Annotated in this window: 18 protein-coding genes; 5 read left to right on the forward strand and 13 right to left on the reverse strand. The window is 60.0% G+C overall.

Going from position 1 to position 23,250, the window contains the following annotated elements; translation table 11 throughout:
• Nucleotides 1–25: 25 nt before the first annotated feature.
• From BLT98_RS16910 to mnmG, 5 genes are all read right to left on the reverse strand, one after another.
• A complete protein-coding gene (locus BLT98_RS16910; protein ID WP_035823464.1) occupies nt 26–394 on the reverse strand; it encodes an ATP synthase subunit I in 369 nt (122 codons plus the stop codon).
• A gap of 270 nt (nt 395–664) precedes the next feature.
• Nucleotides 665–1,552 (reverse strand): ParB/RepB/Spo0J family partition protein, encoded by an 888-nt coding sequence (locus BLT98_RS16915; RefSeq protein WP_034783839.1) that lies wholly within the window; start codon nt 1,550–1,552, stop codon nt 665–667.
• 64 nt (nt 1,553–1,616) lie between these two features.
• Nucleotides 1,617–2,387, reverse strand: a complete 771-nt coding sequence (locus tag BLT98_RS16920; RefSeq protein ID WP_034752687.1) for a ParA family protein — start codon at nt 2,385–2,387, stop codon at nt 1,617–1,619.
• 328 nt (nt 2,388–2,715) lie between these two features.
• A complete protein-coding gene (rsmG, locus tag BLT98_RS16925) occupies nt 2,716–3,360 on the reverse strand; it encodes a 16S rRNA (guanine(527)-N(7))-methyltransferase RsmG (RefSeq protein ID WP_070257826.1) in 645 nt (214 codons plus the stop codon).
• Nucleotides 3,357–5,294 (reverse strand): tRNA uridine-5-carboxymethylaminomethyl(34) synthesis enzyme MnmG, encoded by a 1,938-nt coding sequence (gene mnmG, locus BLT98_RS16930; RefSeq protein WP_092609599.1) that lies wholly within the window; start codon nt 5,292–5,294, stop codon nt 3,357–3,359. The genes rsmG and mnmG overlap by 4 nt, the downstream gene beginning before the upstream one ends.
• A gap of 317 nt (nt 5,295–5,611) precedes the next feature.
• Between mnmG and sugE the strand changes: the two genes are divergently transcribed.
• The 4 genes from sugE to BLT98_RS16950 all read left to right on the forward strand — a co-directional run bounded on the left by sugE (nt 5,612) and on the right by BLT98_RS16950 (nt 8,381).
• Nucleotides 5,612–5,932 carry a quaternary ammonium compound efflux SMR transporter SugE gene (sugE, locus tag BLT98_RS16935; protein WP_092609602.1) on the forward strand — a complete coding sequence of 107 codons (321 nt, stop codon included), beginning with the start codon at nt 5,612–5,614 and terminating at the stop codon, nt 5,930–5,932.
• 10 nt (nt 5,933–5,942) lie between these two features.
• Entirely contained in the window at nt 5,943–6,302 is a 360-nt protein-coding gene (locus tag BLT98_RS16940; RefSeq protein WP_034783844.1) for an NADH-quinone oxidoreductase subunit A, read from the forward strand.
• Between the two features lie 85 nt (nt 6,303–6,387).
• A complete protein-coding gene (locus tag BLT98_RS16945; RefSeq protein ID WP_092609605.1) occupies nt 6,388–7,545 on the forward strand; it encodes an iron-containing alcohol dehydrogenase in 1,158 nt (385 codons plus the stop codon).
• Between the two features lie 44 nt (nt 7,546–7,589).
• The gene (locus tag BLT98_RS16950; protein ID WP_092609608.1) at nt 7,590–8,381 is read left to right on the forward strand and encodes an EAL domain-containing protein; all 792 of its coding nucleotides are present in this window, start codon (nt 7,590–7,592) and stop codon (nt 8,379–8,381) included.
• A gap of 46 nt (nt 8,382–8,427) precedes the next feature.
• Here the strand turns inward: BLT98_RS16950 and BLT98_RS16955 are convergent, their stop codons facing one another.
• The 7 genes from BLT98_RS16955 to BLT98_RS16985 form a co-directional block, all read right to left on the reverse strand.
• Complete coding sequence (locus BLT98_RS16955; protein WP_092609611.1) at nt 8,428–10,488, reverse strand: 3-hydroxybutyrate oligomer hydrolase family protein; 2,061 nt, start codon at nt 10,486–10,488, stop codon at nt 8,428–8,430.
• 76 nt (nt 10,489–10,564) lie between these two features.
• The gene (locus tag BLT98_RS16960; RefSeq protein WP_034752665.1) at nt 10,565–11,545 is read right to left on the reverse strand and encodes a branched-chain amino acid ABC transporter permease; all 981 of its coding nucleotides are present in this window, start codon (nt 11,543–11,545) and stop codon (nt 10,565–10,567) included.
• A gap of 31 nt (nt 11,546–11,576) precedes the next feature.
• Entirely contained in the window at nt 11,577–12,461 is an 885-nt protein-coding gene (locus BLT98_RS16965; protein WP_034783850.1) for a branched-chain amino acid ABC transporter permease, read from the reverse strand.
• Nucleotides 12,462–12,620: 159 nt separating this feature from the next.
• Nucleotides 12,621–13,829, reverse strand: a complete 1,209-nt coding sequence (locus BLT98_RS16970; protein ID WP_092609614.1) for an ABC transporter substrate-binding protein — start codon at nt 13,827–13,829, stop codon at nt 12,621–12,623.
• A gap of 84 nt (nt 13,830–13,913) precedes the next feature.
• Nucleotides 13,914–14,642 (reverse strand): ABC transporter ATP-binding protein, encoded by a 729-nt coding sequence (locus tag BLT98_RS16975; protein ID WP_034783852.1) that lies wholly within the window; start codon nt 14,640–14,642, stop codon nt 13,914–13,916.
• Complete coding sequence (locus BLT98_RS16980) at nt 14,642–15,412, reverse strand: ABC transporter ATP-binding protein (protein ID WP_034783853.1); 771 nt, start codon at nt 15,410–15,412, stop codon at nt 14,642–14,644. The genes BLT98_RS16975 and BLT98_RS16980 overlap by 1 nt, the downstream gene beginning before the upstream one ends.
• Nucleotides 15,413–15,555: 143 nt before the next feature.
• Entirely contained in the window at nt 15,556–17,181 is a 1,626-nt protein-coding gene (locus BLT98_RS16985) for a GMC family oxidoreductase (RefSeq protein ID WP_034783855.1), read from the reverse strand.
• A gap of 1,475 nt (nt 17,182–18,656) precedes the next feature.
• Here BLT98_RS16985 and BLT98_RS16990 point away from each other — a divergent pair.
• Nucleotides 18,657–19,415 (forward strand): 5'-methylthioadenosine/adenosylhomocysteine nucleosidase, encoded by a 759-nt coding sequence (locus BLT98_RS16990; protein WP_170846417.1) that lies wholly within the window; start codon nt 18,657–18,659, stop codon nt 19,413–19,415.
• Between the two features lie 164 nt (nt 19,416–19,579).
• On the opposite strand, the gene putA is transcribed toward BLT98_RS16990, so the two are convergent.
• Complete coding sequence (gene putA, locus BLT98_RS16995) at nt 19,580–23,233, reverse strand: trifunctional transcriptional regulator/proline dehydrogenase/L-glutamate gamma-semialdehyde dehydrogenase (RefSeq protein WP_092609620.1); 3,654 nt, start codon at nt 23,231–23,233, stop codon at nt 19,580–19,582.
• Nucleotides 23,234–23,250 lie beyond the last annotated feature (17 nt).

The raw sequence follows: 23,250 nt of genomic DNA on the forward strand, positions 1-23,250 counted from the left end.
GCACAACAGGCCCCAAAACCAATGATTAAACAGCGAGCAATGAAAACCAGTATGCTAAGGTTGCCACCGCGAAACCCAAGATCAGCCATAACCAGGCGGCCGACTGAAACAACACCAGTGCCAATATAAACAGCACCGCTGTGATAAATATTTTCACCACTTCTGCGCGCAAATGCGCCCGGAATGCCTTGTTGGCGTCGCTAGAACCGCGAACCACCAGCAGGGCATACACCAGGCTACCGATGACTGCGATAGCGCCGCCGTATGCGGCGGACCAGCCTCTGACATTGCCACCGAAAAACAGGGTGACCGTGGCAAAGCTGATAGCGATTGCTAGCTGCAATGCAACTACTTTGTAGACTGGTTTGGCAATACTTTGTTGTGAATCACTCAATTGCCAGGTTCCCAGAAAAATCTACACACGCAAAGACACGGGATTATAGTTGGCTTTGATCTATAGAGTCAAACGTTGCTGCACCGCAGCAGGGCAATTGCTGCGTGAAACTGACGCTTTACCGACTATTCGCCGCCATTTGCACCACTATATGGCAAAGTCGCTTGTCTGGCCGCTTCCAGCCGTGTTATCAAGGAATCACGTGGTGCATCTGGAAAGCATGGCCGGATTGTCCACACCCGCATGATCCCTGTCTTTGCAGCTTGCTATTTAACCACGCAAGCGGGTCAACAAACCATCGAGCACGTCAAGATCGGCAAAATCAATCACCAATTGGCCACGGCCCTTGTTGCCCATCTTGAATACTACGGGCGTGGCCAGCGCATCGGACAGCTCTTCTTCCAGGCGCGCGATGTCGCCGGACTTTTCCTTCTGCCGCGGCTCGACCGGGTTGGCCGCTTCCTCGACCGAGCGCGTCACGAGCTTTTCCGTTTCGCGCACCGACAGGCGCTTGGCCACGACCTGGTTGGCCAGGGTGATCTGGCTGGCCGCATCGACGGCCAGCAGCGCGCGCGCATGGCCCATGTCGATATCGCCGGCCATCAGCATGGTCTGCACGGGAGCGGCCAGGTTCATCAAACGCAACAGGTTCGACACGGCGCTGCGCGAGCGTCCCAGCGCAGTGGCCGCTTGCTCATGCGTAAAACTGAAGTCGGCGATCAGGCGGTGGATGCCCTGCGCTTCTTCCAGGGGATTCAAGTCTTCGCGCTGGATGTTCTCGATCAGCGCCATGGCCGCGGCGGCCAGGTCGTCCACATCGCGCACCAGCACCGGCACTTCCGTCAGGCCGGCCAGTTGCGAGGCGCGGAAACGGCGTTCGCCAGCGATGATTTCATATTTGATCAAGCCGCTCAAGGTGTCTTGCCCGATCGGGCGCACCAGGATAGGCTGCATCAGCCCTTGCGCCTTGATCGAGGCGGCCAGTTCATTCAAGGCCCCCTCGTCCATGCGCGTGCGCGGCTGGTATTTGCCGGCTTGCATTTGCGACACGGGCAAGTTCGACGGTTGATGCGTGTCCGGACTGGCAAAGTCGCCCCCCCCGCCGCCCAACAGAGCGTCGAGTCCGCGACCCAGTCCTTTTAATTTTTTCGTAGCCATGCTGTCCTAATCGTGTTTTCAGAGTAAGCGCTTACATCGAATCGTGCAGACGCTCGCCCCTTGTTTACATATGTTTGATGCGTTCGACCATCTCGGCGCCGAAGGCGATATATGCCTGGGCACCTTTCGAGCTGGGGTCGAAGGTCACGCCGGGCAGGCCGTACGATGGCGCTTCGGCCAGGCGGACATTGCGCGGGATGATGGTATTGAAAACCTTGTCGCCGAAGTGCTGTTCCAGTTGCGCCGACACTTGTTGCGATAATGTCATGCGTGGATCGAACATCACGCGCAAGAGCCCAATGATCTTCAAGTCCGGGTTCAGGTTGGCATGCACCTTCTTGATGGTGTTGACCAGGTCGGACAAGCCTTCCAGCGCGTAGTACTCGCACTGCATCGGGATGATCACGCCATGCGCGGCGCACAGGCCGTTCAGGGTCAGCATCGATAATGCCGGTGGGCAATCTACTAATATGAAGTCGTATTCGCCGTCCACTTCGGCCAGCGCATCCTTCAGGCGGCGTTCGCGGTTGTCCAGTTCGACCATCTCCACTTCGGCTCCGGCCAGTTCGCGGTTCGACGGCAAGACATCGAAGCGCCCCGCTTCCGAACGCTGGCGTGCCGTCTTGACATCGGACTCGCCCAGCATGACTTCATACGTCGATGCCTTCAGGCCGGCCTTGTTAATGCCGGCGCCCATGGTCGCATTGCCCTGCGGGTCGAGGTCGACCAGCAGCACGCGCTGGTTCAACTTGGCCAGACCGGCGGAGAGGTTGACGCTTGTTGTGGTTTTACCAACACCACCCTTTTGATTTGCTACACAAAAAATTTTGGCCATGTATCTTCTAGTTGTAAAGAGATGCAAACTTCATCGTGCGCCCCGGCATCTAAGTAGGTCGCAATAAATTATTGTGATTTCTGACCTCCATAACCGGCGCCCTGCGGCGTTGCCCGCTGCTAGCAGTGCCCGCACTGCGTCGCAACGGGCGCCTTGCAGCGCATCCGGCTCTGTTCGTCATAACTTCACAATAATTTCCCACGACCCACTTAGCCGAAACGATTTATACTGTTTATTTCATTTATACGATATAAATCGTTTATACGATTTATATTATTTATACCGTATAAACCATTTATATGATTTATATCGTTTAATTTTCTGGCGTTTAAATTCTTGCTATAAAGACCAGATGACGCTCTGCATTTAGCCCTGGCACCGCGATTGCGCGTAGCTCGGTTACTTGCCATTCCGCTGGCAGTCGCTCGCGCTCGTCTGGCGGTGCCACCCCTTTCAAGGCGATGAATTGCCCGCCCTCGGCCAACACATGGTTCGACCAGTTGACGAAGTCGGACAGGTCGGCAAAGGCGCGCGAGGTGATCACGTCGAATTTCTGCTGCACTTCCAGCTGTTCCACCCGTTTCGTGTACACGGTCACGTTGGCGAGGCCCAGTTCCGCTTTCACTTGCGTCAAAAATGCCGTCTTCTTATGCACCGTGTCGATCATCGACACCTTTACATCGGGGCGCGCGATGGCCAGGACCATGCCCGGCAAGCCGCCGCCGGCGCCGACGTCGAGCACATTCTTTGCATCCGCGAACGCCGGCACGGCGGCCAGCGAATCGAGTACGTGCAGGGTCAGCATCTGCATGGGATCGCGCACCGACGTCAGGTTGTACACGCTGTTCCATTTGGCCAGCAAGGCCAGGTAATCGAGCAGTTTTTCCGTCTGATCCGCGCTCAGGTCGAGCCCCAGCGCGGCGATGCCTTCATTCAAAATCTGGGCCAGTGCGGCCCGGTCAAACTGCTTCATTCAACAACCTCGTCCTTTAAAGTGGTGGTCTGCGCGGCACCAAAACCGCGCTTTTTCAGGTGCACCAGCAGCAGTGAAATCGCCGCCGGCGTCACACCGGAAATGCGCGATGCCTGGCCCAGGGTTTCAGGGCGCTGCTTGTCGAGTTTTTGCCGCACTTCGACGGACAGCGCGCCGATATCCAGATAATTGAAACCTTCCGGCAAGGCCAGATTTTCATAGTGTTCGTGGCGCTCGATTTCCTTGCTCTGGCGCTCGATATAGCCCGCATATTTGAGCTGGATTTCCACCTGCTCGCGCACGGCGGGGTCTTCCACGCCGGGGCCCGCCAGGGCCTGGCCTTCCATGCCCGTCATGCTCATCAGGGTGTCGTAGGCCACGTTCGGGCGGCGCAGCAAGTCCGCCAGCGAATACTCGCGTTCGATAGCCTGGCCAACGATGCGTTCCGATTCGGCGGCCGCCAGGATGCGCGGGTTGACCCACGTGGAACGCAGACGCTCGAGCTCCAGCGCCACCGCTTCGCGCTTCGTTTCAAACGCTTGCCATTGGGCGTCGCCCACGCAACCCAGGGCGCGGCCGATTTCCGTCAGGCGCATGTCGGCATTGTCTTCACGCAGGCTCAAACGGTACTCGGCGCGGCTGGTAAACATGCGGTACGGTTCCTGCACGCCCTGGGTGATCAGATCGTCGACCAGCACGCCCAGATAGGCCTCGGAGCGGCCCGGTACCCAGGCTTCCTTGTCCTGCGTCAGCAAGGCCGCATTCAGGCCCGCCAGCATGCCTTGCGCGGCCGCTTCCTCGTAGCCCGTGGTGCCGTTGATCTGGCCGGCGAAGAACAGGCCGGCGACGGCCTTCGTTTCCAGCGAGGCCTTCAAGCCGCGCGGGTCGAAGTAATCGTATTCGATGGCGTAGCCGGGGCGCAGGATGTGGGCGTTTTCCATGCCCTTCATCGATTGCACCAGGGCGATCTGCACGTCGAACGGCAGGCTGGTCGAAATGCCGTTCGGATAGAACTCATGCGTCGTCAAGCCTTCCGGCTCGAGGAAGATCTGGTGCGATTCCTTGCCCGAGAAACGGTGGATCTTGTCTTCGATCGAGGGGCAATAACGGGGGCCCACGCCCTCGATCACGCCCGTGTACATGGGGCTGCGGTCGAGGCCGGCGCGGATGATGTCGTGCGTCTGGCTATTCGTGTGCGTGACCCAGCACGGTACCTGGCGCGGATGCATGGACGTGTTGCCCATCACGGAAAACACGGGCACGGGATCGAGATCGCCCGGCTGTTCTTGCATCACGGAAAAGTCGATCGTGCGGCCATCGATGCGCGGCGGCGTACCCGTTTTCAGGCGGCCCTGCGGCAGTTTCAGCTCTTTCAGGCGGGCCGACAGCGAGATGGCGGGCGGGTCGCCGGCACGGCCGGCCGAGTAGTTATTCAAGCCCACGTGGATCTTGCCGTCGAGGAAAGTGCCAGCCGTCAGCACCACGGCGCGCGCGAGAAACTTCAAGCCGATCTGCGTCACGGCGCCGACGACGCGGTCGCCTTCGACGATCAGATCATCGACGGCTTGCTGGAACAGCCACAGGTTAGTCTGGTTTTCCAGGCGCGTGCGGATGGCCGCCTTGTACAAAATACGGTCGGCCTGGGCGCGCGTGGCGCGGACTGCCGGGCCTTTCGAGGAGTTCAGGATGCGGAACTGGATGCCGGACTCGTCGGTGGCAATCGCCATCGCGCCGCCCATGGCATCGACTTCCTTGACCAGGTGGCCCTTGCCGATGCCACCGATGGAAGGGTTGCACGACATCTGGCCCAGTGTCTCAATATTATGCGTGAGCAATAGCGTCTTCTGCCCCATGCGGGCGGAAGCGAGGGCCGCCTCGGTACCGGCGTGACCACCACCGACAACGATGACGTCGAATTCTGTAGGAAATAACATGATAAATAGGTAACAGTGCAAGTAAAAATGCGGGATGAGAGCTCCGATTATAGAGTCTTTTTGCAAGCGCAACCTTGCGCAGGTCATTTTTTGCTTAATTTTTACTCAGCAGGGGCAAGTCAACGACGATTTCTGTTTCACGTGGAACACGCAGCGTGGGCAAGCAGGGGGCTGCGGTAGCGTGAAATGTTTGCTACAATTGCCGCATCGTCCGCCATCGTGACCACGCCAGTGGCCTGCGGGACGATCATCCAGGAGGACGGCCTCCCCCATCATGGGAACACACCGGGACGGCCCGCTCTGTATAAGGAGCCGCCATGGCCTGGATACTTTTACTTATTGCCGGCATGTTTGAAGTCGTGTGGGCATACTCGATGAAACTCTCCGAGGGTTTCACCAAACTCACTCCTTCCGTGATTACCGTGGTCATGATGATCGCCAGCTTCGGCTTGCTGTCGCTGGCCATGCGCACCCTTCCCCTAGGCACGGCCTATACGATCTGGACCGGCATCGGCGCCGTCGGCGCCTTCATCGTCGGCATCGTTTTTCTGGGCGAGCAGCTCAACACCATGCGCGTGTGCGCCGCCGTCCTCATCGTGTGCGGCATCGTGCTGATGAAACTGTCGTCCAGCCATTGAGAGGAATCCCATGCTCCTCGAAAACTACTTTCCCGTCCTCCTGTTCATTCTGATCGGCATCCTGGTCGGCATCGTGCCCATGCTGCTGGGGCGCACGCTGGGCCCGCACAAACCGGATCCGCAAAAACTGTCGCCGTACGAATGCGGCTTCGAAGCGTTCGGCGACGCGCGCATGAAGTTCGACATCCGCTTCTACCTGGTTGCCATTCTCTTCATCCTGTTCGATATCGAGGTGATCTTCCTGATGCCGTGGGCGGCCAACGTGAATGAACTCGGCTTGCCCGGTTTCTGGGCCGTCATGGGTTTCTTGAGCATACTGGCCATCGGCCTGGCCTATGAATGGAAACGCGGCGCGCTGGAGTGGGAGTAGTCCCCGCTTTTTGTTCCACGTGAAACAGGCGCGGGGCGGGAAAGCGGAGTAAGCTGGGCTTCTGCCATCATTGTCAGGAGACTGCATGTCCGCCTTCCAGTTCCGCACTGTGCCGCACCTGATAGTTGAACCGGGCGCCGCCGCCCAGCTGGGTGCGCATATCGCCCATCACTTCCCCACCGTGCGCCGCGCCCTGCTCGTCACCGATGCAGGCTTTTTGCGCACGGGTCTGGCCGATGCTTCCTTGCACAACCTGCAGGCGGCCGGCATCGAGGTCCACGTCTTTTCCGAAGTGCAAGCCGATCCGCCCGAAGCCATCGTATTGGCCGGTGTGGCCCAGGCCCGGATGTTTCACGTGGAACTGATTATCGGCCTCGGTGGCGGCAGCTCGCTGGACGTGGCCAAGCTCATCGCCGTGCTGGCACCGGGCCACCAGGAACTGGCCCAACTGTACGGCATCGGCAATGTCCACGGCCAGCGCCTGCCCCTGGTGCAATTGCCGACCACGGCCGGCACGGGCTCGGAAGTCACGCACATCGCCATCGTCACCACGGGCACCACCAGCAAGATGGGCGTGGTCGCGCCGCAACTGTATGCGGACCTTGCCATCCTCGACGCCAGCCTGACCCTGGGCTTGCCGCCCGCCGTGACGGCCGCCACCGGCATCGATGCCATGGTGCATGCGATCGAAGCGTACACCAGCCGCCTGTTAAAAAACCCATTGTCCGACATGCTGGCCACGCAAGCCTTGTCACTGCTCTCCAGCAACCTGGTCACCGCCTGCCGCGATGGCAGCAACTTGCCGGCGCGCCAGGCCATGCTGCTGGGCGCCATGCTGGCCGGCCAGGCATTTGCCAATGCACCCGTGGCAGCAGTACACGCGCTCGCCTATCCCATCGGAGGACTGTTCCACGTGCCGCATGGCTTGTCGAATGCGCTGGTGCTGCCGCACGTGCTGCGTTTCAATCTATCCCACGCGGCGCCCCTGTATGCGCAACTGGCAGCCGTCCTGCAACCTGGCATCACGGGCAGCGAGGAAGCGCGGGCCATGGCCCTGATCGACGCCCTGCAGGAGATTGCCCTGGCGACGGGCATCGCGCGCACCCTGCGCGAAGTGGGCATCGCGGCCAGCGACCTGGACCGGCTGACCGATGAAGCCATGCTGCAGACGCGCTTGCTGGGCAACAATCCCCGGCCGGTCACGCACAGCGATGCGCGCGCCATCTATGCTGCCGCACTGTGAGACAGCAGACGGAATCAGCCAACCCGTTCGCCTACACTAGCACCATGACACCTCCCGACATCCCGATTCATCCTGACGCCACCAGCTTTCCACACGGTGTCTGTGCAGGCTGCCACGACAGCGCGCCGCTGCCGTTTGCCTTCGAGTATGCCTATCAGCCCATCGTCGACCTGGGCACGCGCAGTATCTATGCGCACGAGGCGCTGGTGCGCGGGCCCAACGGCGAAAGCGCGGCCAGCGTGCTGGCGCAAGTCAACGACGCCAACCGCTACCGCTTCGACCAGGCTTGCCGCGTCAAGGCCGTGGCCGGCGCAGCCAAGCTGGATATGCAGGGCTTTCTGTCGATCAACTTCTTGCCCAACGCCGTCTACCGTCCCGAAGTGTGCATCCGCAGCACCCTGGAAGCGGCCACCTTGCACCGCTTCCCCACCGATAAAATCATCTTTGAAGTGACGGAAGGCGAACGGGTGCAGGACCGTCCCCATCTGGTCGAGATCTTCCGCGCCTACCGGCGCTTCGGTTTCCAGACAGCCATCGATGATTTCGGCGCCGGCTATGCGGGCTTGAACCTGCTGGCCGAATACCAGCCCGACATCATCAAGATCGACATGGACCTGGTGCGCGGGATCGATATGCACGCGCCACGCCAGGCGATCGTGCGGGCCATCGCCAGCCTGTGCCGCGAGCTCGGTATCCGCGTCCTGGCCGAAGGCATCGAGACACGCGCCGAGCGCGATTTCCTGGCCAGCTGCGGCATTTCCCTGATGCAGGGCTACTGGTTTTGCAAGCCTGTCTTCCAGGGACTGGGCCACATCCCCGATACGGCCTGGGAATAAAAACGGCCACGTGAAACGTGGCCGCAAGTTCCACAAGCGATACCGCCTAGTTGGGAATGTCGACGACCGTCCCCGTCACGCTGATGACATTGCCGGGCGCCGGCGCCGTGGCGATCGCTGGCACGTTGACATTCGTGATCAGGGTTGACGCATCGGCACGCGTCACCGTGCGCACCACCTGCGATGGCGGCAAGGCTTGCTTGGCATTCAAGTGCACATACATGGCATCGAGCGCCCGGTTCAGGTACACGTGCAAGGGGACGATCAGGGTCGGCAAGGCGCTGCTGAAGGAATCGAAGTGGTTGGCGTTCGTCACCTCGATATAGCGCAGGCGGCTATTGCTCCCTTCCCCGGCGGCGTTCAGGCCAAGATAGGCGCGCGAAGCGTGATTGACAGGAATCAGGGTATCGCTGCGACCATGCACGATGATGGCCGGCTTGCCATTCAATTTGCCGCTGGCCGCGACCTCCGCCATGCCAGCACGCACGCGCACGCTTTGCCCGGCCAGCGTGCCTTGCAAATTGGCGCCGCTGACGGTATCGCGCCCCGTCGCCAGGCTGCGCAGGCACAGGAAGCCGTCGAGCGACTGGTCCGCCAGGCCGCTGGAAGACGACACGCCGGCCGTGTATACCCTGGCGCCGCCCACGCTGTTCTCGTACACGACGTTGCCGAGGATGCCGTTTTGCGCGGCAAAGCTGGCCGCCTTTTGCGCCGACGTGAATGCGACCGGATTACCGTTGAGATCCGTCTGCGCAAACGTGAAACCGCACACCTTGTCCGTGACGGAGAATTTGCCGTAGGCATACGCATACGTGACGGCCACAAGGATATTCGTGCCCGCGTGTGCCGCCTGCAGCGGATCGGAATCCAGCAGCCAGCCATACGCGCGCAAGCGCTGCTTCGCGTCCGCCTGCTGCGCGGCCAGGTCGGCGCCGTTCAATAAACCCTTGCTGACCAGCGCCGTGCAGCGTCCCGCATTGCCGGCCACGGAAGCGATGCACGGCTGATACAGGGCCGCATAGGTGGCGTAGTCGAACAGCGCACGGCCGGGATTGGCGACTACCGCCCCGCCCTGGCGTACGCTGTAGGCGCTTGACGCCGCCGGCTGGATCTGCGGCTCGCTGGCCGCCACGCCGCTGATCAAGCCCTTGGTATCCTGTTCCGCCGCCAGCAAGGCCGAACCGGCGCCGTTGGAAATACTCGAGGCAATCGTGATGGTGTTCTTCGGCGTCAACCGCACGATGCGTGCACTGCCGTCGCGGGCCAGCACGCCGTAGCGCTCGTTCAAGACGTAATACGCCATCTCGACCGACTGCAAGGTCACCTTGCCCCAATCCTTCTCGGGATTTTGCTGCGAGTGCGCATGCTTGAAGGCGATGCGGTTCGGGTTCGCACCGGCCCAGACCAGGCGGTCGGCGTCGCTCAAGTCGGGCGCGAAGAGCGCATTCTTGCCGGCGGCCACCCTGCCCGCGCGCACGCCGTTTTGCAGGTTGACGCTGTCGTCCTCGAACACGTACAGGCCCGTGCCGGAGCCCTTGTCGGCATACGCCACGGCGCAGCCTTTTTTCAAGCCCCATTCACCCGAGCTGCCGATGGCGCCGTAGATGCCGCGCGAGCCGCTGGACGTGCCCGTGACGATGCAGGCATGGTCGGGATCGAAGCTGGCCGGCACCTGCACCATCAAGGTGACATTCTTCTTGCCCGAGCCATCGTCGGCATAGGCGATGTATTCACTGCCCGCGACCAGGCCCTCGCCCGTGCCCACGTTTCCGGATGCATCCACGTTCGGTCCGTACAGGGTGCCGTAGCCGCTGTTGGCGGCAATGTCGAGTACGGCGCGGTAATTGGCGTAGATGGCATTGCGGCGCAGTTCGAGCGGCGTCGGTTGTTCCACGTTCGCATACGCGGGCGCGGCGCCAGCCAGCCCCGTCTTGCCGAGGCCGGCCGTCAGCAGATCGTTCGTCTTGCCGTCGTAGTCGGCCCGCGTGATGGTGCCCAGGTAAGCGGGCATCTGGTTCAGCTCTTCCGGTGCATGGTTGCTGCCGCAGGCTGCCAACGCCAGCAAGGTGCACAGGCTGCTCCCCGCGCGCGTGATCGTCGTTTGCATGGTGGTTCTCTCCGTTGAAGTAACAGTGGACGCACAATGAAAAACGCCGGACGATCCGTCCGGCGTTGCTTGAAAATCAGACCGCGGCCTTGGCAGCCCTGCCGCCGAAGCGCGCGATGGCTTCGCCGACAATACCGCGCCGGAACATCAGCACACAGATAACGAAGATCACGCCGGTGACCATGCCCACCGATTCGCCCAGGGTGCCGAACCACTCGATGCCCGTGTGCGTGGCCAGATAGGTACCAACATCGCCCAGCTTGTTTTCCAGCGCGATGATCAAGACGGCGCCGAGGATGGGACCGGACAAGGTGCCCATGCCGCCTACCAAAGTCATCAGCACGACCAGGCCCGACATGCCCCAGTACACGTCGGTCAGGGTTTCAAAGCCCAGCACCAGGGTCTTGGTGGCGCCCGCCAGCGCGGCCAGTGAAGCGGACAGCACGATGGCCATCAGCTTGTACTTGTTGACGTCGTAGCCCAGCGAGATGGCGCGCGGTTCGTTTTCCTTGATCGCCTTGAGAACCTGACCGAACGGCGAGTGGATGGTGCGCACGATCAGGGCGAAGCCGGCGACAAAAATGGCCAGCACGACGTAGTACAAGACGGTGTCATTGCCCAGGTCTATCGTGCCCAGCAAGGTTCCACGTGGAACACCCTGCAAACCATCCTCGCCCCCCGTAAAGGGCAGACGCAAGGCCAGGAAGTACACCATCTGCGCCAGCGCCAGGGTGATCATCGTAAAGTAGATGCCCTGGCGGCGGATCGCCAGGCCGCCGATCACCAGGCCCAGCAAGGCGCCCGTGGCGACACCGGCCAGCAAGCCCAGTTCCGTTGGCCAGCCCCAGGTGCGCAGCGCGTAGCCGGTGACATAGCCGGCGCCGCCGAAGAAGGCCGCATGGCCGAACGACAGCAAGCCGGTGTAGCCGATCAGCAAGTTGAAAGCGCAGGCAAACAGGGCAAAGCACAGCAACTTCATCAGGAAGACGGGATAGCCGTAAAACGGGGCCGCCAACGCCAGCAGCAAGGCAATGGCGTAGCCTACATTCTTATTCATCGTGGTAGCTCCAATACATGACTGATGAGGATTACTTTTCTTTGCCGAACAGGCCGGCGGGACGCAGCAGCAGCACGATGACCATCACGACGAACACCACGGTGGCAGAGCCTTCCGGGTAGAACACGCGAGTCAGGCCCTCGATCACGCCCAGGCCCAGGCCCGTCAGGATGGAGCCCATGATGGACCCCATGCCGCCAATCACCACCACGGCAAACACGACGATGATCAGGTTCGAGCCCATCAGCGGCGAGACCTGGATGATCGGCGCCGCCAGCACGCCGGCGAAACCGGCCAGCGCCACGCCGAAGCCGAACGTCAGGGTTACCATCAGCGGCACGTTGATGCCGAACGCTTCCACCAGTTTCGGATTTTCCGTGCCGGCCCGCAGGTAGGCACCGAGCTTGGTTTTTTCGATGACAAACCAGGTAGCCAGGCACACGGTGAGCGAGGCGATCACCACCCAGGCGCGGTAGTTCGGCAAGATCATGAAACCCAGGTCCGTCGCGCCGGCCAGCGCTTCAGGCACGGCATACGGCTGGCCCGAAACGCCATAGAAGGAGCGGAACACGCCTTCCATGATCAGGGTGATGCCAAAGGTCAGCAGCAAGCCATACAGGTGGTCGAGTTTATACAGCCAGCGCAGCATGGTCTTTTCGATCAGGATGCCGACCAGGCCGACCAGGATCGGGGCGATGACCAGCATGGCCCAGTAACTGATGTCGAAATAACTGAGGCCCATCCAGGCCAGGAAGGCGCCCATCATGTACATGGCGCCGTGCGAGAAATTAATCACATTAAGCAAGCCGAAGATAACGGCCAGACCGAGGGACAACATGGCATAGAACGAGCCGTTGACGAGACCCAGCAGCAGCTGGCTCATCATCGCTTGTATTGGAACGCCGAAAATTTCCATGGCATCACAGTATAAAAAGCACCGCCGGACGACGGTGTGGTATCAAGGGAAACACGCCGCCGCAAACGGGTGCGGCGGCGCAAGGCGTACCCTGCGGGCGAAGCGTGCAGGACAGAGCGCCCGCGCAGCGGCGGGTACTCTGTGGAGGTTGCTACAGCGTTACTTCCACAACGAACACTTCGACTCGGCCTTGGTCACATACGCTTGCGCACCGGGCACGGTGGCGACCACCTTGTAGTAATCCCATGGATACTTCGACTCGGATGGCTTCTTGACTTCCATCAAATACATATCGTGCACCATGCGGCCATCGGGACGCACTTCGCCATTCTGGGTAAACATGTCGTTGATCTTGGTCTTTTTCAGGTAAGCCATGACTTTCTCGGTGTCATCCGTCCCCAGCGCCTTGACGGCTTTCAGGTAGTTCGCCGCGGCCGAATAGTCGGCCGCCTGCAACATCGACGGCTCTTTCTTCATCTTGGCGAAATAGCGTTTCGACCAGGCGCGCGTGTCCGCATTCAAGTCCCAGTACCAGCCATCCGTCAGGTACATGCCTTGCGTCAGGTTCAGGCCCAGCGAATGGATGTCATTGATGAAGATCAGCAAGCCGGCCAGTTTCATCGATTTCGTCAGACCGAACTCATTGGCCGCCTTGATGCTGTTGATGGCGTCGCCGCCCGCATTGGCCAGACCGAGGATTTGCGGCTTGGACGATTGCGCCTGCAGCAGGAAGGAAGAGAAATCCGAAGCGCCCAGCGGATGCTTGACGCTGCCCAGCACCTTGCCGCCGGCCGCCTTGACGACCTCGGCCGTGTCTTTTTCCAGCGAATGGCCAAACGCATAGTCGGCCGTCATGAAGTACCAGTTCTTGCCGCCCTGCTTGACGATGGTGCCGCCCGTACCGCGCGCCAGCGCCACCGTGTCGTAGGCGTAATGCACGGTGTAAGGCGTGCACTCTTCATTCGTCAGGCGCGAAGAACCGGCGCCGATGGCAATGAAGATTTTTTTCTTTTCCGCCGCCACCTTGGCCATGGCCAGGCTGGCGCCGGAATTGGTGCCGCCGATCAGCATGTCGACGCCCTGCTGGTCGAACCATTCGCGCGCCTTCGAGGCGGCGATGTCGGCCTTGTTTTGATGGTCGGCAGAAATGAATTCCACTTTTTTGCCGGCCAGCACGACGCCGGCATCGGCGATCGCCATCTTGATGGCTTCCGCGCCGCCGAGGCCGTCGACGTCGGAGTACACGCCCGACATGTCGGAAATAAAACCGATCTTGATCGTGTCGCCCGATACCTGGGCGTGCGCGGCGGCGGAAAAGCCCAGGGCGCAAAGAGTGGCGGTGGCAATGGCGATAGCGTTACGTTTCATAGTGTCTCCGTTGGGATTATTGTTTGCTATTCAGTCGATTGCTGGACGATAACGCGTACCAGATGTACGCGTACTACATGGGGACTACACGCCAAGCAGCTCGGTCAATACCGGCATCTTGGCCTCCAGTTCGGATGCAGCAAAAGTCTCGACGATCTGACCGTGCTCCATCACATAAAACCGGTCCGCCAGTGGCGCGGCAAACCGGAAATTCTGCTCCACCATGACAATGGTGTAGCCCTTCGCTTTCAGGGTGGTGATCATGCGCGCCAGCCCTTGCACGATGACGGGCGCCAGGCCTTCGGAAATTTCATCGAGCAGCAGCAGGCGCGCGCCCGTGCGCAGGATGCGCGCCACGGCCAGCATCTGCTGTTCCCCGCCCGACAGGCGCGTGCCCTGGCTGTGGCGGCGTTCCTGCAAGTTCGGGAACATGGCGTAGATTTCTTCCACCGACATGCCCTTCTCGCCGCTGGCCAGGGTCGGCGGCAGCAGCAGGTTTTCTTCCGTCGACAGCGAGGAAAAAATGCCGCGCTCTTCAGGACAATACCCGATGCCCAGGTGGGCGATTTTGTGCGTGGCCAAACCTATCGCTTCGACACCGTTGACCTTGATCGAGCCCGTGCGCGCCCCCGTCAGCCCCATGATGGCGCGCAAGGTGGTGGTGCGGCCGGCGCCGTTGCGGCCCAGCAAAGTCACCACTTCACCCTGCTCCACTTTCAGGTTCACGTCATGCAGGATGTGCGATTCGCCATACCAGGTGTGCAGCTGTGCAATTTCCAGCGCGGGTGCGCCGCGATTCGCTTGTGTCGCCATCAATGCGCCCCTTCCAGTTCCGCGTGGGTGGTGCCCATGTACGCTTCCATCACTTGCGGATTGCGCGACACTTCCGCGTAACTGCCTTCGGCCAGCATGGCGCCGCGCTGCAGGACGGAAATCTTGTCGCAGATGCCCGAGACCACGCTCATATTGTGTTCCACCATCAGAATCGTGCGGCCAGCCGACACCTTTTTGATCAGTTCCGTCACGCGATGCACGTCTTCATGACCCATGCCTTGCGTCGGTTCGTCGAGCAGCATCATTTCCGGCTCCATCGCCAGGGTGGTGGCAATTTCCAGCGCCCGCTTGCGCCCGTACGGCATGTCGACCGTGATGGTGTCGGCAAATTCCGTCAGGTCGACCTCGGCCAGCAAGGCCATGGCGCGATCGTTGAGCTGATTCAGGGAACGTTCGCTTTGCCAGAAGTGGAACGACGTGCCCAGCTGGCGCTGCAAGCCGATGCGCACATTTTGCAACACCGACAAATGCGGGAAGACGGCGGAAATCTGGAAAGAACGGATCACGCCCATGCGGGCGATCTGGGCCGGTTTGGCGGCAGTGATATCTTTCCCATTGAACAGGATCTGTCCTGAAGTGGGGACCAGGAATTTGGTGAGCAAGTTAAAACACGTGGTCTTGCCGGCGCCGTTCGGACCGATCAAGGCGTGGATATGGCCCCGCTCTACCTTCAGGTTCACCTCGCTCACAGCGGTGAAACCCTTGAATTCCTTGGTCAAATTTCTTGTTTCCAAGATTACGTTTGACATCGTGTCTCCTAGTTGTACTTTTTGTACTACTTAGTCATTTTTATAATACACAACTTAAATTTAACGCACAATACAGTATAACTACGGGGATTTTGCGCCAGCCCGAATGGCGCAAACTCGCGCCTTTACCCAGCTATTTCCTGCTATTTCCAGGCCGCGTGTATCATTTGCGCCGCTTTTTCCGCGATCATCACGGTGGGCGAGTTCGTGTTACCAGAAGTAATGTAGGGCATGATCGATGCATCGACAACGCGCAAGCCAGCCACGCCGATCACGCGCAACTGGCTGTCGACCACGCTGGATGCATCGCTGGCCAGGCCCATGCGGCAAGTACCCACCGGGTGGAAGATGGTGGTACCGATCTGGCTGGCCGCCTGCGCCAGCTCTTCCTGGCTCTGGAATTGCACGCCGGGCTTGTATTCCTGCGGCGCAAACTTACTTAACGCCGGCGCGGCCACGATGGCCCGCGTCAGCCGCAAGGCGTCGGCCGCCACTGTGCGGTCCTGCTCGGTACTCAGGTAATTGGGCACGATCTTCGGCGCCGCATAGCTGTCGGCCGAGGCGATCTGCACATGGCCGCGCGAAGTGGGCCGCAAATTGCAGACGCTGGCCGTAAACGCGGGAAACGCATGCAAGGGCTCGCCGAATTTGTCCAGGGAGAGCGGCTGCACGTGGTATTGCAGGTTCGGCGTGGCTTGCTGCGGATCGGACTTGGCGAATGCGCCCAGCTGCGATGGCGCCATCGACATGGGCCCGCTCTGGAACAGTGCATACTGCAAACCGATCTGCATCTTGCCCAGCATATTGCCCGCCATGATGTTCAGGGTTTTCACGCCCTGGACTTTGAATACCATGCGCAGCTGCAAATGGTCCTGCAAATTGCCGCCCACGCCAGGCGAGTCCAGCACGGGCGCAATGCCATGCTGCTGCAGCAAGCTGGCCGGGCCGATGCCGGATAATTGCAGCAATTGCGGCGAACCGATGGCGCCCGCCGTCAGCAAGGTTTCCCGCCGGGCTGTCGCCTGCCACTGCGTGCCGCCGCCCGTAAATACAATGCCCGTGCAGCGCGGCCCCGACTCCGTCGTTTCCAGCAGCAATCGTTCCACGTGGCAGCCCGTCATGATGGTCAGGTTCGGGCGGCGCGATGCCGGTTTCAGGAACGCTTTCGAGGTATTCCAGCGGATGCCGCGGCGCTGGTTGACGTCGAAATATGCGCTGCCGCTGTTGTCGCCGCCATTGAAATCGCTGGTTTTCGGGATGCCGACCTGCTGCGCCGCATCGCGGAACGCATTCAGGATATCCCATGACAGCCGCTGTTTTTCCACGCGCCACTCGCCGCCGACGCCGTGGTTTTCCGAGGCGCCGCCGTAATAATCCTCGCTTTGTTTAAAGAGCGGCAAGACCTTGTCCCAGCGCCAGGAAGCGTCGTCCGTCAGGTCGGCCCAGTGGTCGTAATCGCCGGCCTGGCCGCGCATATAAATCATGCCGTTGATGGAAGAGCTGCCGCCCAGCACCTTGCCGCGCGGATAGATCAGGCTGCGCCCGCCCAATCCCGCGTCCGCCTGCGTGGAATACAGCCAGTCCGTGCGGGGATTGCCGATGCAATGCAGATAGCCGACGGGGATGTGGATCCACACGTAATCGTCCTTGCCACCCGCTTCCACCAGTAAAACATTGGCATCCTTGTCGCGCGTGAGCCGGTTGGCCAGCACGCAACCTGCCGTGCCGCCGCCCACGATGATGTAGTCGTATTCGCCTGCCGATTCCAATGAAGCTCCTTTCGGTATGCCATCAAGCTGTCGCGCGGCGTGTCTCCCCACCGCGTTCCGCTACCAGAGTCTGTCTTTCTTCATGCATGCATGGCTGTTGAGCCATATCGAGATTACCACCAGTGCCGGGCAAGGGCGACATTAATCGTGGCCAGCGATATGAGCGAGCGTCACGGCAAGCTCAAAAACAGGGTCGCCAAGCTGTGGATAACCGTATGGATATCCACAGGTACGATATGTGCGTAAACGAAAATTTTTTTGGACGCCTTTTTTTTATCCCAAAACCATCCCCGGCAGATACACCCCTTACTCAGCGCTTATCCGCACGCCAAGCGATTGTTTACAAGGATAAATCGGGACTTATCCACAGAAGATGTGCCCGTTAACTACTATTACTATTCTTGTATACGAACTTGTTAAGGTAAACCCGACAACGCGCGCTTTGCCTGCCCTTCGTCTTTGAAAGGGTTCGCAAGCCTGTCTTCAAAAAAAAAGCCGACGAGCGGCTTTGCTGACAAAAAAAATTCGAGCCAACAACTGCGCGACGAAAACCGGTGTTGCCAACATCACGCGCACAGCACTGCCAAACCGTTTTGCAAAATGGAAACGTCAACAGGCTTGAGCGGGCACAGTGCCAGCAAGCGGTTCGATATGAAAAAGAGGGGGAATTTGAGACGATTGTGGATAAGTCACTTGATATCCACAGGATGACTTGTGAGTAAACACGAAGTTATGCGCAGGCCCGCATTTTATACAATTTTGCTCCTCGCGTGATACAGCGATTATGCACGCTTTATTTTGCGCGTAAACGATTGATCCTGTTGAAAAAAAGCGACTTATCCACAGAAAAAAACGCGTTTACTATTACTACTATTTTTATATATATATCTATTGTAAACCGACAAAAAAAGCGGAAGTCCGGGGATATTTCCAAAAAGCATGCAAAAACCGCCAAAAAAAAAGCCAACGGCGACATCGCGACCCACTGCCAAACCGTCTTCCAGGAATCACCTGGATGCCGGCGTCCGTGAAAGAACAACGTTTGTGGTTGCTCAACCTGGATTGCCAGGCAAGGATCAAGGCAGACGAAGCACGTCAACCATGCCACTACAGCAAGAAAAACCATGATTTTTGCTTGCTGCTGTGGATAAGTGCCTGCATATCCACAGGATGAGATGTGGGAAAAGTCGATCTTTGTCCACAAGCCGATTTTTATCCCAAACAAGTCCTTGCTGGATACAATGCTTGTGCGCCTACTTTTTTGTGCGCCAAGTCGATGATTCTTATACGGTATACCGACTTATCCACAAAAAAATGGCCGTTTACTATCACTACTATTTTTATGTATACATCTTTATTTAAAACACAGAGACAAACGCGAACGGTGGAAAAGTCGCCGAAACGGCTGTTTTCACCGTGTAAACCGTTTTGCAATCCCAAAAACCTGTAAAAACAGCATGAATTCACACAAAAAAATGCGTTTAGGCATCATCAGTGCCTTGCACGAAGAACAGCAGGGGCTCGTAGAAGCCATGCAAGGCCCCCAGAGGCGTTCACACGGCATGCGCGACTACACCCTGGGAACCCTGTGGAATATCGACGCTGTGTGCGTCCTGTCGCGTCTGGGAAAGGTTGCCGCTGCCATGACAGCTTCTATCCTTGTGGAAAAGTACGGAGTTACCCACATCGTCTTCACCGGCGTGGCCGGCAGTGGGGATAAACGCGTGAAAGTGGGCGATATCGTGGTGGCCGAAGCGCTGCTGCAGCACGATATGGACGCCCGCCCCCTGTTTCCCCGCTTCGAAGTGCCGCTGACAGGCTTGCAGCGCTTTGCCACGGACCTTGAACTGAGCACGCAACTGGCTGGTGCAGCCGAAGATTTCTTGCGTGACGATGTCTCCAGCGTGCTCAAGGCAGCGCATATCGTGGAATTTGGCTTGCAGCACGCACAGGTCCACCGCGGCCTGATCGCCAGCGGTGACCAGTTCATCAGCAGCGCCGCGCATGTGAACCAGCTGAAAGAAGATATCCCCGACCTGCTGGCCGTCGAAATGGAAGGCGCCGCCGTGGCGCAAGTGTGTTTTGAACTGGGCGTGCCGTTTACCGTCATGCGCACCATATCCGACAACGCCAACGAAGAGGCGGCAGTCGACTTCATGCGTTTTGTGCAGACCGTCGCCTCGCCGTATGCGTTGACGGTGATCCAGCAATTGTGCCAGCGCCTGGCTGGCTGATTTTTCAGCTAGCGTGCATAAAAAAAGGGCAGAACCACTGGTTCTGCCCTTCTTATTTCAATAAAGGAGCCTGAAAAATGTTCAGGGCTAGGCGCCTTGCCGCAGGCAGTACGAATGTACGGCCAGGCAAGGCAACAACGCCATGGACTTTTTCTCGGGTTCCTTTAGACGCTGAGCATCATCAGGCTGGCGTTACCACCTGCCGCCGTCGTATTCACGCACAGCGCCCGCTCAGCGACCAAGCGCCACAGGGGGATGGCACCCTCCTGCGTGGTGGCGATGGTGGCCACCAGGGCCCCTTCCCTTGCCGCCAGCAGCGGTTTGAGCTGGCCATCGAGGCTAGGCTCGATCATGGCGATCTGGAAATCATGCTTGACCGACTCCAGGCTGCTGACGACCTGGATGCGGTCCTTCAGCGCGGCCGGCAAGTCGCCGGGAATCAGATTCGGCGCTTGCGCCAGCACGAGGGCCTGGTTACCGGTTGCCAGGACGGCGGCCAGCTGGTTCATCAAGGTGCCGGACGTGGCGGCCGCACACAAGATCGTGCCCCGCGCGGCAAAGCTCAGGGTATTGCGCTCGCCGGTCGGGCCTGGCAAGACGGTGCTGCTGCCCAGCAAGGTGGTGCGCGCATAGTCCTGTGCCAGTTGCCCGACCTTGTCGTGGCCATGCATCTTCGCCCAGACGGTCAGCGCATCCAGGGCCGGTGGCGCCTGGCGCTGGTGCTGCGCGCCGGCAGGCGCATTGCGCTGCAGGCGTTTCAGGTACAGGGGGCCACCGGCTTTCGGTCCCGTGCCCGATTTGCCTTCGCCACCGAACGGTTGCACGCCGACGACGGCGCCGACGATATTGCGGTTCACATAAATATTGCCCACATGCGCGCGCTTGGTGATGAAATCGATGGTTTCATCGATGCGCGTATGGATGCCCAGGGTCAAACCGTAACCGCTGTCGTTGATCGATTGCACCAGTTGCGGCAAGTCGGCCCGCTTGTAGCGGATCACATGCAGCACGGGGCCGAAGACTTCCTGCGTCAATTGCGCCAACGACTTGATTTCCAGCACGGTCGGGGCGACAAACGTGCCTTTGACGGTCGGCAAATCGAGCGAATAATGGTCGATGGCCATGGTTTTCATCTTGTTGATGTGCGCCAGCAGATTACCTTGCGCTTCCGCATCGATGACGGGACCGATATCGGTCGCCAGGCGGTCAGGATTGCCAACGCGCAATTCCTGCATGGCGCCCTTGAGCATATGGATGGTCTTGTCGGCGATTTCCGTTTGCAGGAACAGCACGCGCAAGGCCGAGCAGCGCTGGCCGGCGCTGTCGAAAGCGGACGACATCACGTCCTGCACCACTTGCTCCGGCAAGGCGGACGAATCGACGATCAGGGCGTTCTGGCCACCCGTTTCGGCGATCAGGGGGATGTCGATGCCTTCGGCCACGGCGCGGGCGGCCAGGTTGCGGTTGATCAATTGCGCCACTTCCGTCGAACCCGTGAAAATCACGCCTTTCACACGCGCGTCATTGCACAGGCCGGCACCAACGACTTCGCCGCTGCCAGGCAAGAATTGCAGCGCGCCCCGCGGCACGCCCGCCGCATGCAGCAATTGCACGGCGCGGTGGGCGATCAGCGGCGTCTGCTCGGCCGGCTTGGCCAGCACCACGTTGCCTGCGGCCAGGGCGGCGGCCAGCTGGCCCGTAAAGATGGCCAGCGGGAAGTTCCACGGACTGATGCAGGTGACGGGACCGAGCGCCAGGGTGTTCGGCGCGTGTTCCACCTGCGCCGCGTAGTAGCGCAGGAAGTCGACGGCTTCGCGGATTTCCGCGATCGCATTCGGCAGGGACTTGCCCGCTTCGCGCACGGCCAGGGCCATCAGCTCGATGTGGTGCTCTTCGAACAGGTCGGCCGCGCGCTGCAAAGCTTGCGCGCGGATCGATGGCTCTGTCGTTTGCCAATCCATGGCGTACGCGCTGGCGCTGGCCAGGGCCGTTTCCACGTCGGCCGGACCGGCTTCCATGACTTTGCCCACGACATCGTCATGCTGGGCCGGGTTGTGCAGCATGTGCGTGGGGCCATTCAGGCTGACGGCGCCATCGATCAGCGGCGCAGCCTGCCATGACTGTTGCTGCGCCAGGCCGGTGGCCAGGGTACGCAAGGTGTCTTCATTCGACAGGTCCAGGCCGGCCGAGTTCTTGCGCTCACTGCCAAACATGTCCAGCGGCAGCGGAATCGACGGGTGCGGCAAGCCGCCCTGCAGGCGCGCCTGTTCCAGCGGATCGCGGATCAGGCTATCGATGGCCACGTTTTCGTCGACGATCTGGTTGACGAAGGACGAGTTGGCGCCGTTTTCCAGCAGGCGGCGCACCAGGTAGGCCAGCAGGGTTTCATGCGAACCGACGGGCGCGTAGATGCGGCACGGCTTGTCCAGATTGTCGGGGCCGACGACCTGGTCGTACAGGGTCTCGCCCATGCCGTGCAGGCACTGGAATTCGTAGTCGGTGATGCCGTCGCGTTTCGCCCAGGTATAAATGGTCGACAGGGTTTGCGCGTTGTGGGTGGCAAATTGTGGATAGATCAGGCTGCTGGCCTCCAGCAGTTTTTGCGCACACACGAGGTAAGAGACGTCCGTGTAGACCTTGCGCGTGTAGACGGGATAGCCTTCCTGGCCATCGACTTGCGCGCGTTTGATTTCCGCATCCCAATACGCACCCTTCACCAGGCGCACCATGAACTTGCGGCCGCTGCGGTGCGCCAGGTCGATCAGGTAATCGATGGCGAACGGGCAGCGCTTCTGATACGCCTGCACCACATAGCCGATGCCGTCGAAGCCGGCCAAATCGGTATCAAAGGCAAGTGCTTCCATCAGGTCGAGCGACAGTTCCAGGCGGTCCGTTTCTTCCGCATCGATGTTGAAGCCGATGTTGTACTGTTTTGCCAGCAACAGCAACGCTTTGACTTTCGGCAGCAATTCTTCCATGACACGGGCACGCTGGGCGCGGCTGTAGCGCGCGTGCAGGGCCGACAGTTTCACGGAAATGCCGGGGCCGTTCTTGATGCCGCGCCCGTTCGACGCCTTGCCGATGGCGTGGATCGCCGTTTCGTACGAGGCGTAGTAGCTGGCCGCGTCTTGTTGCGTCAGGGCCGCCTCGCCCAGCATGTCGTACGAGTAGCGGTAGCCGCGCGTTTCATTCTCGCGGCTGTTCTTCAATGCTTCCTCGATGGTCTGGCCCGTCACGAACTGGTTGCCCAGCATGCGCATGGCCAGGTCGACGCCCTTGCGGATCAGCGGTTCGCCACCCTTGGCGATGAGTTTGCTCATGGCTGAACCGAGGCCCGATTCGCTGCTGGTGCTGACCAGTTTGCCCGTAATCAGCAAGCCCCAGGTGGCGGCATTGACGAACAGCGATGGCGATTCGCCCAGGTGTTTCTTCCAGTCGCCCTTGCTGATTTTGTCGGCGATCAGGCGATCGGCCGTTTGACTGTCGGGTATACGCAACAGCGCTTCAGCCAGACACATCAATGCAACACCTTCTTCCGACGACAGCGAGAACTCGTGCATCAGTGCATCGACGCCCGATGCGCGTGTGCGTTTTTGGCGCACGTTCGAGACCAGGCGGTGCGCCAGCGCTTGTCCTTCGGCTGTCGTTTCGGTGCTGCTGGGGCGCACTTGTTGCAACAGCCACTGCACGGCGGAAACCTCATCGCGCCTATAGGCGGAGGTAATGGCGGCGCGTTGTGGTGTCGCTTCCGGCAGGATTTCTGCCTGGAACGCAGCAAAAGGAATCGGGGTAAAAGCCGAGGGGCCTGCAGGGTGCATAAGTGCTCTTTACAAGG

The organism is Janthinobacterium sp. YR213, from assembly GCF_900099875.1.
Classification (GTDB): domain Bacteria; phylum Pseudomonadota; class Gammaproteobacteria; order Burkholderiales; family Burkholderiaceae_D; genus Janthinobacterium; species Janthinobacterium lividum.

Bases quoted from the DNA above. Each gene is read 5' to 3' on its own strand.
- BLT98_RS16990 (WP_170846417.1), top strand. From the start codon at position 18,657: ATGCGTTTAGGCATCATCAGTGCCTTGCACGAAGAACAGCAGGGGCTC.
- BLT98_RS16965 (WP_034783850.1), bottom strand. From the start codon at position 12,461: ATGGAAATTTTCGGCGTTCCAATACAAGCGATGATGAGCCAGCTGCTG.
- BLT98_RS16945 (WP_092609605.1), top strand. From the start codon at position 6,388: ATGTCCGCCTTCCAGTTCCGCACTGTGCCGCACCTGATAGTTGAACCG.
- BLT98_RS16955 (WP_092609611.1), bottom strand. From the start codon at position 10,488: ATGCAAACGACGATCACGCGCGCGGGGAGCAGCCTGTGCACCTTGCTG.
- rsmG (WP_070257826.1), bottom strand. From the start codon at position 3,360: ATGAAGCAGTTTGACCGGGCCGCACTGGCCCAGATTTTGAATGAAGGC.
- putA (WP_092609620.1), bottom strand. From the start codon at position 23,233: ATGCACCCTGCAGGCCCCTCGGCTTTTACCCCGATTCCTTTTGCTGCG.
- BLT98_RS16980 (WP_034783853.1), bottom strand. From the start codon at position 15,412: ATGTCAAACGTAATCTTGGAAACAAGAAATTTGACCAAGGAATTCAAG.
- BLT98_RS16970 (WP_092609614.1), bottom strand. From the start codon at position 13,829: ATGAAACGTAACGCTATCGCCATTGCCACCGCCACTCTTTGCGCCCTG.
- mnmG (WP_092609599.1), bottom strand. From the start codon at position 5,294: ATGTTATTTCCTACAGAATTCGACGTCATCGTTGTCGGTGGTGGTCAC.
- BLT98_RS16915 (WP_034783839.1), bottom strand. From the start codon at position 1,552: ATGGCTACGAAAAAATTAAAAGGACTGGGTCGCGGACTCGACGCTCTG.
- BLT98_RS16920 (WP_034752687.1), bottom strand. From the start codon at position 2,387: ATGGCCAAAATTTTTTGTGTAGCAAATCAAAAGGGTGGTGTTGGTAAA.
- BLT98_RS16940 (WP_034783844.1), top strand. From the start codon at position 5,943: ATGCTCCTCGAAAACTACTTTCCCGTCCTCCTGTTCATTCTGATCGGC.
- sugE (WP_092609602.1), top strand. From the start codon at position 5,612: ATGGCCTGGATACTTTTACTTATTGCCGGCATGTTTGAAGTCGTGTGG.
- BLT98_RS16960 (WP_034752665.1), bottom strand. From the start codon at position 11,545: ATGAATAAGAATGTAGGCTACGCCATTGCCTTGCTGCTGGCGTTGGCG.
- BLT98_RS16975 (WP_034783852.1), bottom strand. From the start codon at position 14,642: ATGGCGACACAAGCGAATCGCGGCGCACCCGCGCTGGAAATTGCACAG.
- BLT98_RS16950 (WP_092609608.1), top strand. From the start codon at position 7,590: ATGACACCTCCCGACATCCCGATTCATCCTGACGCCACCAGCTTTCCA.